Source organism: Rhodococcus sp. (in: high G+C Gram-positive bacteria) (assembly GCF_049286785.1).
Taxonomy (GTDB): domain Bacteria; phylum Actinomycetota; class Actinomycetes; order Mycobacteriales; family Mycobacteriaceae; genus Rhodococcus_F.
The window spans coordinates 1-13909 of the sequence record NZ_JBAQEO010000568.1; the positions used below are offsets into that span (position 1 = coordinate 1).

Here is a 13909-nt window from a genome sequence, read left to right on the forward strand (position 1 = left end):
GTCGAGCCGGTGCTGCACTTCCTTCGCGATCCGCGCGTCGTCCATCAGCAGTACGCCGATCAGATCACGCCGGGTCACGATTCCGATGACGTCCTGCTCGTGCACGATCGGGATCCCGCGCAGCCCGGAACGCAGCATGCGGGACGCCAGTTCGCTCACCTCGGCATCGGCGGTCATCGTCACTACCGGCCTGGTCATCGTGTCCGCCGCCGTGGCGGTGCCCGCCCCACCTTCGCGGCCGCTGTCACTCGTCCGGAATTTCTCTCGCAGGAGGTCGCCCTCGGTCACGATGCCCACCAGGTGATGTGCATCGTCGACGACAGGCAGGACTGTGAACGCAGAGGTACCGATTATCCGGAGACACTCGTCGATCGGTGTCGATCCGGTGACGGTGGTGACCGGGCTGCTCATGATGTGTCGCGCGCGCATAACCATTCCTTTCGTTCCGATCAGCCTGACCTTCGCGGGCGCCTGCGGCAAGAGCCGTAGGACCTCACCTGGTGCTCCGCGCATGCGGCCGGGTGACATGCCGATCGGCGATCGGCAGCGGGCCCGAGAAGGGCCCAAATGCTCTGGTTTCGCCGTACGGTGGAAGGGAATGTGTGAGTAATGGAGGTGGACGACACCATGGTCAAACACTGGCTCGTCATGGAGACCGAGGGTGAGGATCCGCGGGCGCCGTACCGGACCCGGGTGGCCGGCGCGGGCCGGCATCTGCCCGCCACGCATCTCACCACCGATGACTTGATGGCGTCGACCCGCCACACGACGAACATCGATCTCGAACGACTGACGGGCGTGCGGGAGCGGCGTGTGTCGGTGGGAGACGAAGACTCCTACTCGTTGGCCGTCACCGCGGGACGGGACGCCCTGACCAAGTCGGGGCGGACAGCCGACTCGCTCGACGCCGTGATCAGTTGCAGCATCACGAAATTTCGAAACGGCCTCACGCAATGGCTCGAGCCGACGATGAGCGGTGCGGTCGCACACGCACTCGGTGCCGACAAGGCCATGACCTTCGACCTCTCGAATGCCTGCGCGGGCATGCTCACCGCAGTGACGGTGGTGAACAACTGGATTCGCCAGGGGATCATCGAGCGCGCCCTCGTCGTGAGTGGCGAGTACATCTCCCAGCTCGGTCAGAACGCCGCCCAGCACATCCGCAACATCATGAGCCGTGAGCTCGCGTCGTTGACGTTGGGCGACGCGGGTGCTGCGCTGGTCCTCGAACGCGCTTCCGCCGGCTCCGGCGGGATACGGATCGCCGGCTTCACGACGGTGGCCGACCACAGCCGTCTGTGCCTGGGATATCCGACAGGTGGGGATCCCGGCGCCCGCATGTTCACCAAGTCGCGCGCGCTGCAGAAGGCAGCCATCGCCGCCACACCCATGCTGCTGCACGAGGTCCTCGACGCGGTCGGGATCTCGTTGCACGACATCGATCACGTGATCGCGCACCAGACTTCGACGCGAGCGATCCGGAAAGGCATGGCCGAGCTCGAGACCTCGTTCGGTGAATCCCCGCGTCACGACCCGGTCATCACCGTCGATCGCTACGGGAACACGGCATCGACGACCCACACCGTGGCCCTCATCGAGGAACTCGAAGCCGGGCGCATACAACCCGGCGAGACCGTGGCGTTGATCTCGCTGGCGTCCGGCCTCGAGATCGGTGTGGTTCTGCTGACCGTCGACGAAGAATTGGTGGGTCGCTATGGGCACGGTCATTGAGCGGATGGTGGTCACGCGTGCTGGTCGGCTCCACCGGCACAGCGCGCTTCAGGTCGCGGTGACTGCGGCGAAGAACTGTCTCGAGCATGCCGGCCGGGAAGCCGACGACCTCGATCTCCTCATCAATGCCGGACTGTACCGCGACCGTAACCTCGGTGAGCCCGCCCTCGCCGCAATGATCCAAGAAGATGTCGGGGCCCACCCCGAGAATCCACACCCGGACGCCCACGGTACGTTCTCGTTCGACGTCGCCAACGGCACCTGCGGAGTCCTGACCGCATTGCAGATCGTCGACGGGTTCCTGCGCTCGGGCACGATCGAGCACGCGTTGGTGGTCGCCAGCGACGCCGATCCGGGCCACAACCTGAGCGAGGGATTTCCGTTCACCGCGGCAGGGGGAGCGGTGCTCTGCAGGTGGATCGACGGCGAACCCGGACTCGGGCACGTGTCGTGGGTCAACACTCCCGATGGCGGTGAGTCGTTCCGGGCCACGGTCGGGCAGGTCGACACCGGCAACGTCCTGCGGATCACCGAGTCCGACATGCTGGACGAACGGTACGCGGATGCGGCGGTGGCCGCGCTCACCGAATGCCTGCGCCGAGAATCGCTCCGGTTGTCCGACGTCGACTCGATCGTGGCGGCACCGGCCCGCTCCGGATTCCGTCTCGCCCTCGCCGAACGACTGGGGATCGCCGAATCCCGGATCACGGTGGGGGACGATGAATCGATGCACACTGCCGCGCTCGTCGCGGGTCTCGATCGCGGGCGACACCACCGCATGCCCGCGGGCACCCGCACCCTGGTCGTGGCCGCAGGTGCGGGTGTCACCGCCGGCGCCGCGCTCTACACCGAGCCGCCGGTGACGAGTTCGAACGGGTCTGCCTCCAACGGGGTAAGGGGCCACGGTTGACCGAGATCCAGCAAGCGGATCCGTTCTCCTCGCGGGGTGACTTCGGACCCTGTACCGTCCGCATCACCACGGTGTTCACCGAATCGAGCCGAGGAGGACCTCCGCTGAGTGTCGTTGTCGGGTAACGAATTTTGCCGGATCTGTTTCCGGAGGGGGTTCGACCCGAGGGACGCTGAGCCGGTCCGATTACAGAAGGAGCGATAATGACGAGTTATATCCGATTCTTCGAGGAACTCGGGATCGACGACATCGCGCTGGTCGGCGGGAAGAACGCCTCGCTGGGCGAGATGTATCGCGAACTGTCCGCTCAGGGGGTCGAGGTACCCAACGGCTTCGCGATCACGGCCGAGGCATACCGCCACATGCTCGAGGAGACCGGCGCATGGGAGCAGCTTCACGACGCGCTCGATGCCCTCGACCCGACCGATGTGGCCGACCTCGCCCGCCGCGCCAAGCGTGCCCGCGAAATTGTCTACGGTGCGGGCCTGCCCGCGGACGTCGCCGCGGACATTCTCAACGGATACCGGCGCCTGCAAGACCAATACGGCCCGGACGTGAGCCTCGCCGTGCGAAGCTCTGCCACTGCCGAAGATCTGCCGACCGCGAGCTTCGCGGGCCAGCAGGACACCTACCTCAACGTCAAGGGTGAGCAGAGTCTGCTCGACGCCTGTCGTCGTTGCTTCGCCAGCCTGTTCACCGACCGGGCCATCCACTACCGCGTCGATCAGGGATTCGATCAATTCAAGGTTGCGCTCTCGGTCGGCGTGCAGAAGATGGTGCGCTCCGATGTGGCCTCGGCCGGGGTGATGTTCACCCTGGACACGGAGTCCGGATTCCGTGACGTCGTGTTCATCACCGGCGCCTACGGGCTCGGAGAGAACGTGGTACAGGGCGCTGTCGACCCGGACGAGTTCTACGTCCACAAGCCCACCTTCGAGGCCGGCCATCGAGCCGTGCTGCGCCGCCTGCTCGGAGACAAGGCGGTGAAGATGGTCCTCGTCGAGGGCGAGACCAAGAACACCACCCGCAACATGCCGACCCCTAAAGCCGACCGCGCACGTTACTGCCTCACCGACGCCGACGTCGTGACACTCGCCGAGCATGCGCTGACGATCGAACGCCACTACGGACGCCCGATGGACATCGAGTGGGCCAAGGACGGCATCGACGGCCGGCTGTACATCGTGCAGGCTCGCCCGGAGACGGTCACCTCCCAACGTGGAGGGACCGTGCTCGAGAGCTACTCGATGGACGGCCACGGCGAGGTCGTCACCGAGGGACGCTCGGTGGGTGAGAAGATCGCCTCGGGCACCGCCCGCCTCATCGAGAACGTCAGCCAGCTGTCGGACTTCCGACCGGGCGAGGTTCTCGTCGCCGATATGACCGCCCCGGACTGGGAGCCTGTGATGAAGACTGCGGCGGCCATCGTCACCAACCGCGGCGGACGCACGTGCCACGCGGCGATCATCGCCCGTGAGCTCGGCATCCCCGCCGTCGTCGGGACCGGCGACGGCACCACCCGCGTGCCCGCCGGTCAGGTCGTGACCGTGTCCTGCGCCGAGGGCGACACCGGGCGGGTGTACGCCGGTGACGTCGCTTTCAGCGTCGATCGGACCGAGATCGGCGACCTTCCCCGCCCGGCCACCGAGATCATGCTCAACCTCGGCAATCCCGACCTCGCTTTCAAGACCTCCTTCCTGCCCAACGACGGTGTCGGGCTGGCCCGGATGGAGTTCATCATCGGCGAATACATCAAGGCACACCCGCTGGCCCTGCTTCACCCCGAGAAGGTCACCGACGCGCACACGCGGGAGACGCTGGCCCGTCTGACGAGGGCCTACCCGGACGGGGAGTCTTACTTCGTCGAGCGTCTCTCCGAAGGCATCGGCACGATCGCCGCGGCCTTCTGGCCCAAACCCGTGGTCGTGCGAATGTCTGATTTCAAGACCAACGAATACGCGAGCCTCCTCGGTGGGGCCGACTTCGAGCAAGAAGAGGCCAATCCGATGCTCGGCTTCCGCGGAGCATCTCGCTACGCCCATCCCGCCTACGCCGAGGGCTTCGCGCTCGAATGCCGTGCCATGAAACGCGTCCGCGAGGAAATGGGCCTCACCAATGTCATCCTGATGCTCCCCTTCGTGCGGCGTGTCGCCGAAGCCGACCAAGTTCTCGCGCGGATGTCCGAACTCGGACTCACCCGCGGGGAGAACGGGCTCGAGGTGTACGCAATGTGCGAGATCCCGAACAACGTCATCCTCATCGACCAGTTCGCGCAACGGTTCGACGGCTTCTCGATCGGATCCAACGATCTGACCCAGCTGACCCTCGGTGTCGACCGCGACAGCGAGATCGTCGCGTTCGACTACGACGAACGCGACGATGGAGTGAAGGAGATGATCCGGCTTGCCGTCGAAGGATGTCGCCGCAACGGCATCCATTCCGGGCTGTGCGGTCAGGCGCCCTCCGACTACCCCGACATGGCGGCCTACCTCGTCGAGATCGGTATCAATTCGATGAGCCTCAACCCTGACACTGTGCTCAAGACGACCCGGTACGTGCTCGACGTCGAGGCCGAGCTCGAGCGCACAAGTGTCAGCGAGACGCGATAGGGCGACCGGCACTCCCGCCCCAACGAGGACAGTGCCACTCGGAGGACAGCGCCACTCGGAGGACAGCGCCACTCGCGCCCAGTGCGATCGAGGCCGACGGTGAAACTCGGCCCGCCCCGGGAAGGGAATCTCAGCCCGCCCCGGGGACGGCGCTGCCGGCGCCCGCGAGCTGGGAGTAGAAGAGTTCGACATCACTGCGGAGGCACGGAGCGGTGCCCGGGGTGCGCAGCATGGCTGCTCCCGCCGCGATGCCGTATCGCATGGCGTCGCGCAGCGCCCAGCCGCAGCTGAGGCCGAACGTGATGCCCGCGACCATGCTGTCACCGGCACCGACACCGCTGACCACATCCACGTCGACGGACGGAAAATGTTCCTCCTCGTCGGCGGTGACGAGCAGTGCCCCGTCTGCGCCCAAAGACAGGGCCAGCACCGTGCACACGCCGTCCCCGATCAGTGTCCTGGCCGCGGCGACCTGGTCGGCGCGGGTCGGCAGTTCCTGTCCGACCCATTCTCGGAGCTCCCGAATGCTGGGCTTCACCAGATAGATGCCCCGGCGAAGTTGTCGAAGTGCGGGACCCGAGGTGTCGACTATCAGGCGGGCCCCCAACGGCGCCACGAGGTCGGCGACGCGCTGGTAGAAATCCACCGGCACACCCGGCGGCAGGCTACCGCCGGCCACGACGAACACGGCATCTCTCGCGACTCTCGCCAGCAACTCGAGGCACGACTGCTGTTCGATCGCGGTGAGTACGGGACCGGGCAGGACGAACCGGTACTGCAGACCCGTGCTCTCCTCGTTGATCGTGAAACTCTCACGCGTGGAACCGCGGATCGTGACGGTGCGCAGGGCCACGCCCTCGGTGGCGACCAGATCCTCGAGCGCCCGGCCGCAGTGGCCGCCGGAGGGGAACACCGCGGTTGCGGGCCGTCCGAGCACCTGCAGCACACGCGCGACGTTGACGCCGCCACCACCGGGATCCCGCCGTGGCGCGTCGCACCGAATCTTGCTCGTCGGCATCACCCGGCCGGTGCTCGTGGTGATGTCGAGTGCAGGGTTCATCGTCAACGTCACGATGTCGGGCATGTATCCTCCGATCCTCCCGAGGTGGGGCGCTCAGCCGTCCTGCTGGACGGTCACGCATTCGTAGTTCCGCCATCCGTCGGTTGCCTCCCACCGCGATTCCACCGCACGCGACGATTCGGCGATGTCCGCCGTGGTGTCCACCTGGGTGGCCGACGGCCAGGTCGTGCCCCGTGCGGCCATGGCATCGTACACGTCGGCGGTGGCATCGGATTCCCCGTGCGGGCGGGTCCTGATCCGGTTGATCGCCACGTCGCGGGGGACTGTGCATTCGATCTCGACGAGGTCGCTGTGGGCACAGCTCGCCACCTGGGCGGCACGCTCGCGCAGACGCGGGTAGCCCCATGAGGCATCCACGATCACCGAGCGACCTGTCGCGAGGAGATCCCGCGCCCGGTGGAGAAGTTCGGCATACGTCCGGCCGGTCATGGGTCCGCTGTACAAGCCCTGCTCGAACTCGGCGGCCTGCGAGAGATCCGGTGGTACCCCCGCCAATTCCTTGCGCACATGGTCGCTGGAAAGAAGGACCGCGTCGCAGCGTTCGGCCACCGCGCGTGACAAGGTGGATTTGCCTGAACCGGGAAGCCCGCCGATCAACGCCAGCCGCACCGTTCCGGCCCGCAAGTGATCGAGCGCGAGCCGAGAGTGGTTGCGCGCATCCGGCAGAGCGCTCGGCGACCCCTGCGTGTAGCGCAGGCAGGACACCTTGGCCCGGACGAATGCCCGGTAGGCGACGTAATGGTGGATCAGTGACCGAGGTGGGTCGTCACCGGCCTCGGCACAGTAACGGCGGAGGAACGCTGCGGCGAGATCCGCGCGGCCGAGATATTCGAGATCCATGGCCAGGCACGCCGCGTCGTCCACACCGTCGACATGCCGGAGATGGTCGTCGAAATCCAGGCAGTCCAGGATCCGGGGTCCGTCCGGCAGGCAGAAGATGTCGTCGGCGAGGAGATCCGCGTGTCCGTCGACCACACGGCCGTCGGCAATTCTGGTGGCGAAGAGCCGCTTACGTCCGGCCAGGTACTGCTGGCCGCGCCGGCCGATCTCGGTGATCTCCTCGGTCGACGGTGTTTCGCAGTCGAAGTCGGATACCTCCGCGACGTTGGCGCGCCACCGCGCAGCCACCGCATCGCGCGTCCCGTCCTCGTCGACATCCGGTCCGCGTCTCGCGTGAGCGTGGAAACGGGCGAGGAGCCGCGCGATCTCGTCGAGGACCTCGGCAGGTTCCTCACCGCGGGTGATCAGGGTCGCGAGCCGGCGGTCGTCCGGCATGCGTTTCATCTTCACGAGCGGCTCGGGCGGTCCGCCTCCGGGATCTGTGAGTTCGGCGACGCCGAGGTAGACATCGGAACTGAAACGCCTGTTGAGTTCTACTTCACGCTCACAGGCCTGCCGCCGCTTCTCGACGGTACTGAAGTCGAGAAAATCCGTGCGGATCGGTTTCTTGGCCTTGTAGACCACGTCACCGACCATCACGACACGTGCGGTGTGCGTTTCTCTCCCGGCCACGTTCATGTCCCCCGGGGTGGGCATGGTGTCGCCGTTCACGCTGTCGTTCCTCGGTCGGTGAGTTCGTCGACTGCCGTTGATTCGTCCTGCAGACGAAGATCCAGACAGATGTGCGAACCCTCCCGCCGGAGCGCTTCGGACCAACCGAGGTCGCGCAGAAGCTGCAGCACCACCGTGTTCTCGGCCAGCATCTCCGCTCTCAGCTGCTGGATTCCGTGCCTGCGCGCTTCGTCGGTGAGACGGGTGAGCAGCAGCGTGCCGATTCCGTGAAGCTGTTCGTCGTGATCGACGACGATGGCGAATTCGACCTCGACCGGTACTCCGACGGTGCCCGCGGGCGGCACATAGTTGGCCACCCCCAGCATCCTGCCGTCCACGAAAGCCCCGACCGCACAGTGTCCTTCGTCCTGTAGACACAGAGATCCGATCAGCTTCCCGAGTTTCTTCGGGCGTGACCCGAAGAACCTCAGATAGGCGTCGCGCTCGGTGAGCCGTTCATACACGTCCGTCGCAGCCTTCCGGTCCTCGGGTCCCAGGCGACGCACCGTGACATGGTGCGCCTCGTTCGTCGTGATGACCACTCGATATCACCCGATCCGGTCGGTAGTGGGTACTCCCTTGAATGGTGGCACGCAGAGCGGGGTGCCGTTGGCATAAGCAACCGACAACGGTCCTAAGCCTCTATTCATTCTCCTGTTCGCTGCCGATGCTGAACAGTGTCTCTACGCGGTCTCTACGCGGCAACGGCACACGGAAGGATTCCGAGACGGATGACCGACAAGAACCCGGACGCCCACAGGCCGTGCCCGTCCGTGCGCTCCGAGGTGATCGAACGGCTCACACCCGAATTCGAGACGTGCTTCTCACCCACCGCCATCAGTCGTGTCGTCGCCGACAGCATCCGCGACCTCACCGGCGTCCCGGCACCGGACCTCCCGGAACTCGCCGAACGGTTGGCGCGTCAGCGACTCCTCACGGCCCGAGAGCAATTCGAGGGACCCCCGCCCGACGTCTGCGACGGCGCCCACCGGAGCTCCGTATGAGGGCAGGGACGGGCAGCGTGCGAGCAGGTTCTCGCCGCGGGGCCGGACGACGAACGTCACTCACTTTCGGGGACCCCATGCCCTTACTCCGGGCCGGTCCGGAACGTCTAATCGAGAAACAGACACATCACACACACCCAGGAGAGCATCATGAGTCTGCCCACCCCGTCCCGACGATCTCGCGCGCTGCTGCCCGAACTGTCGGATCTGTGGGGATCGATGATCGGTCTGCGTCCCTTCCATGACACTCACGTGATCCGCGTGGAAGACCGGATCGAGAACGGTCGCTACACTCTTCGCGCCGAAGTCCCCGATGTCGACCCGGAGAAGGACATCGAGATCACCGTTCGTGACGGTCAGCTCACCATCAAGGCCGAACGCACGGAGAAGCACACCGAAGAAGGCCGGTCCGAATTCAGCTATGGATCGTTCGTCCGTTCGATGACTCTTCCCCCAGGGGCGGACGAGGACGACATCGAGGCCACCTATGACCGCGGAATTCTGACGGTCTCGGTGGCCGTCGGCGAGCCTGCTGCTGCGGAAAAGCACATCGAGATCAAGGTTGCCGAGACCAAGGCCGCGGAAGATGCGTCGGCGGCGAAGACGAACGAAGGAGAGTCGAAGTGAAAGAGAAGAAGTGGACGGTGGACATCGTCATCGATGAGCACGAGTCGGAGGAGCACGGGTCGCGGACCAGGGCGGAGGCTCGCCTGCGCACCCACGACGCCACGACCTTCGTGGGGACCGGGCTGGCCCGTCGCAATCCGAAAGACACCGAGGTTCCCGAAATCGGTGACGAACTGGCGGCCGCGCGCGCACTCGCGGACCTGTCCCACCAGCTCATCGAGACGACGGCCGCAGACCTCGAAGCGGTCACCCGCGAGACCATCCACCTCGAGGGCTGACTGCCCACACCGAGTGACGGCACACGGCGACAACGGCCGGCAGAGATGACGGGAGTCCCATGGACATCATTCACAGATCGCCCATCGATGTCGGCCATCCGCCGAATTTCACCGACTACGACGGCGAACGGGCCCGGTTCTCGTGGGCCGACATCGAACGCGAACTGGGTCCGGCACCCGGCGGGTGCAACCTCGCCTACTACGCGGTGGACCGTCATGCCGACGGGCCGCACCGGGACAGGACGGCATTTCGATTCGTCACCGGGGTCGACGCCACGGGCGGTCTCGTCACCGAGGATCTCAGCTTCGGTGATCTCGCCGTCCGGGTACGGCGATTCACCAACGTGCTGCGGAAGCTGGGAATCGGCAAGGGTGACCGGGTGTACGTGTACACCGGGCGTGTCCCCGAGCTGTACATCGCGATCCTCGGCGGACTGCGGAACGGCTGCATCGTGTCACCGCTCTTCTCCGCGTTCGGCCCCGAACCGCTGGCCACGAGAATTCGGCTCGGCGAGGCCCAGGTGCTCGTCACCACCGACTTCCTGTATCACCGCCGGGTGGAGAAGATACGCGACGACCTTCCGTCGCTGGAGCACATCCTGGTGGTCGGCGGCGACGCCCAACCCACCGATCTGCCCGGCACCGTCGATTTCCGGAGTGCGATGGCCGAGGTGGACGACGACGCCGACATCACTCCGACCTGTGCGGACGATCCCGCACTGCTCCATTTCACGAGCGGGACGACAGGCACCCCGAAAGGAGCCGTCCACGTGCACGGCGCCGTCGCCACCCACTATGCGACCGGCCGATACGCCCTGGACCTCCACGCTTCGGACATCTTTTGGTGCACCGCGGATCCGGGCTGGGTCACCGGCACGTCGTACGGGGTGATCACCCCGCTGCTGCATGCGGTCACCTCGATCGTCGACACCGCCGAATTCGACGCCGAACGGTGGTACCGCATCCTCGAAGAGCAATCGGTGACGGTCTGGTACACCGCACCCACCGCGATTCGCATGCTGATGAAATCCGGTCCGGAACTGGCCCGGAAATACTCGTACCCGCACCTGAGGTTCATCGCCAGCGTCGGCGAACCACTCAACCCGGACGCCGTGGTGTGGGGGCGGGACGTTCTCGGCCATCCCATCCACGACAACTGGTGGCAGACCGAAACCGGCGGGATCATGATCGCCAACACCCCGGGCTTCGACATCAAACCGGGGTCGATGGGTCGTCCGCTTCCGGGCATCGACGCCGGCATCGTCACCCGGTCCCGTGACGGCACCGTGACCGAGATCTCGGAGCCGGACGTCGAGGGCGAACTCGCCCTGAGACCGGGATGGCCCGCCATGTTCCGCGGCTACCTACACAACGACGAGCGATACCGCCGGTGCTTCGCCGGCGGCTGGTACCTGACCGGTGACCTCGCGAAACGCGACGCCGACGGATATTACTGGTTCATCGGCCGGGCGGATGACGTCATCAAGTCCGCGGGCCACCTCATCGGACCGTTCGAGGTGGAGAACATCCTCATGGAGCACCCGGCCGTCGCCGAGGCCGGCGTGATCGGCAAACCGGACGAGATGGTCGGCGAGGTGGTGAAGGCCTTCGTGTCGGTGAAGAGCGGCTGGACGGCCGACGACGCACTACGCCGCGAGCTACTCGGGTACGCCCGCAAGAAACTCGGCGCCGCCGTCGCACCGAAGGAAATCGATTTTGTGGACGTGCTGCCCCACACCCGGAGCGGGAAGATCATGCGTCGACTCCTCAAAGCCCGCGAATTGGGCCTGCCCGAAGGTGACACCTCGACCCTGGAGGCAGGCGGATGACCGGGAGCGATTCGTCTCACGACAGCAACTTCCCGTACGACAAGGCTTTCGCCGTCCAATTGCTGACCGACATGCTCCGCATCCGGCGATTCGAGGAGAAGGCGGCAGAACTGTACGGCGCCGCGAAGATACGCGGGTTCCTGCACCTGTATGTGGGTGAGGAAGCCGTCGCGGTCGGCGCCCTGCACGCGCTGCTCCCCGGGGACGCCGTGGTGGCCACCTACCGGGAGCACGGTCACGCGCTGATCCACGGCGTATCGATGAACGCGATCATGGCCGAGATGTACGGCAAACGTGAAGGATGTTCACGGGGCCGCGGCGGATCGATGCACCTGTTCGATGCGAGCACCCGATTCTACGGCGGCAACGCCATCGTGGGGGGCGGTCTGCCGCTCGCCGTCGGGTTGGCGATGGCGGACAAGATGCAGGGCCGGAACCGGATCACCGCGTGCTTCTTCGGCGAAGGCGCCATGGCCGAGGGCGTGTTCCACGAGTCCATGAATCTGGCCTCGTTGTGGCAACTTCCGGTGCTGTTCTGCTGCGAGAACAACCTGTATGCCATGGGCACCGCGCTCGAACGCTCCGAATCCCAGACCGACCTGTGCGTCAAGGCGGCGGCTTTCAACGTTCCGACCCTGCGAACCGACGGTATGGACGTGATCGCCAGTCACGGCACGGCCCGATCGGGCGCCGCGCACGTCCGAACCACCGGTGGCCCCCTGTTCATCGAGTTCCAGACCTACCGGTTCCGTGCCCACTCGATGTTCGACCCCGAGCTCTACCGCGACAAAACCGAGGTAGAGGAATGGAAGACCCGCGGGCCGATCCACACCTACTCGGCGCGACTGAAGGCGCTCGGCATGTTCTCCGAAGAAGAGTTCCTCCGGATCGACGAGGTCGTCATGGCAGAAGTCGACGCCGCGGTCGCGTTCGCCGAGGCAGGCACCTGGGAGGAACCCGAGGATCTCCTGCGCGATGTCGTGACGCCCGCCGACTCGGTAAAGGGGGCACGATGAAGACCACGTACCGCGAGGCGATGCGGGAGGCGATCCGGGAAGCACTGTCCGAAGATCCGCGGGTCTTCCTGATGGGGGAGGACATCGGGCGTTATGGGGGCACCTACGCGGTGACCAAGGGGCTGCTGGCCGAGTTCGGGCCTGATCGGGTGCGGGACACACCGCTCTCCGAACTCGGATTCGTGGGTGTGGGTATCGGTGCGGCGATCGGGGGCATGCGGCCGATCGTCGAGGTCATGACCGTGAACTTCAGCCTGCTCGCCCTCGATCAGATCGTCAACACGGCGGCGTCGTTGCGGCACATGTCCGGTGGTCAATTCTCCGTCCCGGTGGTGGTCCGCATGGCGACGGGTGCGGGACGGCAACTCGCCGCACAACATTCGCACAGCCTCGAGAACTGGTATGCGCACATTCCCGGCATCCGGGTCCTCGCGCCGGCGACGGTCGCCGATGCCCGCGGCATGCTCGGCGCGGCACTCGCCGATCCCGACCCGGTGATCATCTTCGAACACGTGCAGCTGTACAACACCTCGGCGGATCTGGACTGGCCCCAGGCCGTGGACATCGATTCGGCACGGATCAGACGGGAAGGCACCGACATCAGCCTCATCACCTACGGTGGTTCGCTTCCGAAGACGCTGGCGGCCGCGGACCTCCTTGCAGCGCAGGGTATCGACGCCGAGGTCGTCGACCTGCGGGTGCTGCGGCCCCTCGATGGAGAGCTGATCGCGAACTCGGTCGGAAAGACGCACCGTGCGCTGGTGGTCGACGAGGGGTGGCGTAGCGGAAGTCTTGCCGCGGAGATCCTTGCACGTATCGTCGAGGACAACTTCTACGATCTCGATGCTCCTCCTCAGCGGGTGTGCAGCGCCGAGGTGCCCGTGCCGTACGCGAAGCATCTCGAGCAGATCGCACTACCGCAGGTCGACACGATCACCGCCGCCGCCCTGGCCGTGATGGGTAAGGAATGAGGTATCGATGTTCGATTTCGCGCTACCGTCGCTCGGCTCCGACATGGAGGAGGGGACACTGACCGAGTGGTTGGTGAAACCCGGCGACGAGGTGAAGCGGGGTCAGGCAGTGGCAACGGTCGACACGGCGAAGGCTGCTGTCGACGTGGAGATCTGGCGCGACGGCACCGTCCACCGACTGCTGGTCGAACCGGGAACCACGGTGTCGGTGGGAGCCGCGATGGCGAGCCTGCTCGAGCCGGGTGAGGCGGAACCAGCCGAGGAACCGGTGCGGGAAGCGGCCGTCGTGCGCGAAGCAGCGC

General features: G+C 65.9%; 14 protein-coding genes. 10 read left to right on the forward strand and 4 right to left on the reverse strand.

The features are described 5' to 3' along the window. The coding region (locus WAW17_RS20520) for an HPP family protein (protein ID WP_422334757.1) at positions 1-429 on the reverse strand (429 nt) is incomplete at its 3' end. Positions 430-627: 198 nt separating this feature from the next. Here WAW17_RS20520 and WAW17_RS20525 point away from each other — a divergent pair. The 3 genes from WAW17_RS20525 to ppsA all read left to right on the forward strand — a co-directional run bounded on the left by WAW17_RS20525 (position 628) and on the right by ppsA (position 5250). Beyond that, positions 628-1731, forward strand: a complete 1104-nt coding sequence (locus tag WAW17_RS20525) for a 3-oxoacyl-ACP synthase III family protein (RefSeq protein WP_422334769.1) — start codon at positions 628-630, stop codon at positions 1729-1731. Continuing rightward, positions 1715-2641: a 3-oxoacyl-[acyl-carrier-protein] synthase III C-terminal domain-containing protein gene (locus WAW17_RS20530; protein WP_422334758.1), complete on the forward strand. Its 927-nt coding sequence runs from the start codon at positions 1715-1717 to the stop codon at positions 2639-2641. Before WAW17_RS20525 ends, WAW17_RS20530 begins: the two co-directional genes overlap by 17 nt. Before the next feature lie 203 nt (positions 2642-2844). Continuing rightward, positions 2845-5250 (forward strand): phosphoenolpyruvate synthase, encoded by a 2406-nt coding sequence (gene ppsA, locus WAW17_RS20535; RefSeq protein ID WP_422334759.1) that lies wholly within the window; start codon positions 2845-2847, stop codon positions 5248-5250. Positions 5251-5380: 130 nt separating this feature from the next. Here the strand turns inward: ppsA and WAW17_RS20540 are convergent, their stop codons facing one another. The 3 genes from WAW17_RS20540 to WAW17_RS20550 are packed head-to-tail and all read right to left on the reverse strand — an operon-like array spanning position 5381 to position 8424. Beyond that, positions 5381-6334, reverse strand: a complete 954-nt coding sequence (locus WAW17_RS20540) for a 1-phosphofructokinase family hexose kinase (RefSeq protein ID WP_422334760.1) — start codon at positions 6332-6334, stop codon at positions 5381-5383. Between the two features lie 30 nt (positions 6335-6364). Then, complete coding sequence (locus WAW17_RS20545; protein WP_422334770.1) at positions 6365-7867, reverse strand: AAA family ATPase; 1503 nt, start codon at positions 7865-7867, stop codon at positions 6365-6367. 11 nt (positions 7868-7878) lie between these two features. Beyond that, on the reverse strand, positions 7879-8424 hold the full coding sequence (locus WAW17_RS20550; protein WP_422334761.1) for a GNAT family N-acetyltransferase: 546 nt from the start codon (positions 8422-8424) through the stop codon (positions 7879-7881). Between the two features lie 189 nt (positions 8425-8613). On the opposite strand from WAW17_RS20550, the gene WAW17_RS20555 reads away from it, so the two are divergent. The 7 genes from WAW17_RS20555 to WAW17_RS20585 form a co-directional block, all read left to right on the forward strand. Beyond that, the gene (locus WAW17_RS20555) at positions 8614-8886 is read left to right on the forward strand and encodes a three-helix bundle dimerization domain-containing protein (protein WP_422334762.1); all 273 of its coding nucleotides are present in this window, start codon (positions 8614-8616) and stop codon (positions 8884-8886) included. Between the two features lie 150 nt (positions 8887-9036). Beyond that, complete coding sequence (locus WAW17_RS20560; protein WP_422334763.1) at positions 9037-9513, forward strand: Hsp20/alpha crystallin family protein; 477 nt, start codon at positions 9037-9039, stop codon at positions 9511-9513. Then, entirely contained in the window at positions 9510-9791 is a 282-nt protein-coding gene (locus WAW17_RS20565; RefSeq protein ID WP_422334764.1) for a dsRBD fold-containing protein, read from the forward strand. The genes WAW17_RS20560 and WAW17_RS20565 overlap by 4 nt, the downstream gene beginning before the upstream one ends. A 59-nt stretch (positions 9792-9850) precedes the next feature. Then, on the forward strand, positions 9851-11620 hold the full coding sequence (gene acsA, locus WAW17_RS20570; RefSeq protein WP_422334765.1) for an acetate--CoA ligase: 1770 nt from the start codon (positions 9851-9853) through the stop codon (positions 11618-11620). After that, entirely contained in the window at positions 11617-12636 is a 1020-nt protein-coding gene (pdhA, locus tag WAW17_RS20575; protein ID WP_422334766.1) for a pyruvate dehydrogenase (acetyl-transferring) E1 component subunit alpha, read from the forward strand. The genes acsA and pdhA overlap by 4 nt, the downstream gene beginning before the upstream one ends. Beyond that, positions 12633-13607 carry an alpha-ketoacid dehydrogenase subunit beta gene (locus WAW17_RS20580; protein ID WP_422334767.1) on the forward strand — a complete coding sequence of 325 codons (975 nt, stop codon included), beginning with the start codon at positions 12633-12635 and terminating at the stop codon, positions 13605-13607. Before pdhA ends, WAW17_RS20580 begins: the two co-directional genes overlap by 4 nt. A gap of 7 nt (positions 13608-13614) precedes the next feature. Then, on the forward strand, positions 13615-13909 hold a 295-nt coding region (locus tag WAW17_RS20585), incomplete at its 3' end, for a biotin/lipoyl-containing protein (RefSeq protein WP_422334768.1).

Bases quoted from the DNA above. Each gene is read 5' to 3' on its own strand.
- WAW17_RS20560 (WP_422334763.1), top strand. From the start codon at position 9,037: ATGAGTCTGCCCACCCCGTCCCGACGATCTCGCGCGCTGCTGCCCGAA.
- ppsA (WP_422334759.1), top strand. From the start codon at position 2,845: ATGACGAGTTATATCCGATTCTTCGAGGAACTCGGGATCGACGACATC.
- WAW17_RS20555 (WP_422334762.1), top strand. From the start codon at position 8,614: ATGACCGACAAGAACCCGGACGCCCACAGGCCGTGCCCGTCCGTGCGC.
- acsA (WP_422334765.1), top strand. From the start codon at position 9,851: ATGGACATCATTCACAGATCGCCCATCGATGTCGGCCATCCGCCGAAT.
- pdhA (WP_422334766.1), top strand. From the start codon at position 11,617: ATGACCGGGAGCGATTCGTCTCACGACAGCAACTTCCCGTACGACAAG.
- WAW17_RS20545 (WP_422334770.1), bottom strand. From the start codon at position 7,867: ATGCCCACCCCGGGGGACATGAACGTGGCCGGGAGAGAAACGCACACC.
- WAW17_RS20530 (WP_422334758.1), top strand. From the start codon at position 1,715: ATGGGCACGGTCATTGAGCGGATGGTGGTCACGCGTGCTGGTCGGCTC.
- WAW17_RS20525 (WP_422334769.1), top strand. From the start codon at position 628: ATGGTCAAACACTGGCTCGTCATGGAGACCGAGGGTGAGGATCCGCGG.
- WAW17_RS20540 (WP_422334760.1), bottom strand. From the start codon at position 6,334: ATGCCCGACATCGTGACGTTGACGATGAACCCTGCACTCGACATCACC.
- WAW17_RS20580 (WP_422334767.1), top strand. From the start codon at position 12,633: ATGAAGACCACGTACCGCGAGGCGATGCGGGAGGCGATCCGGGAAGCA.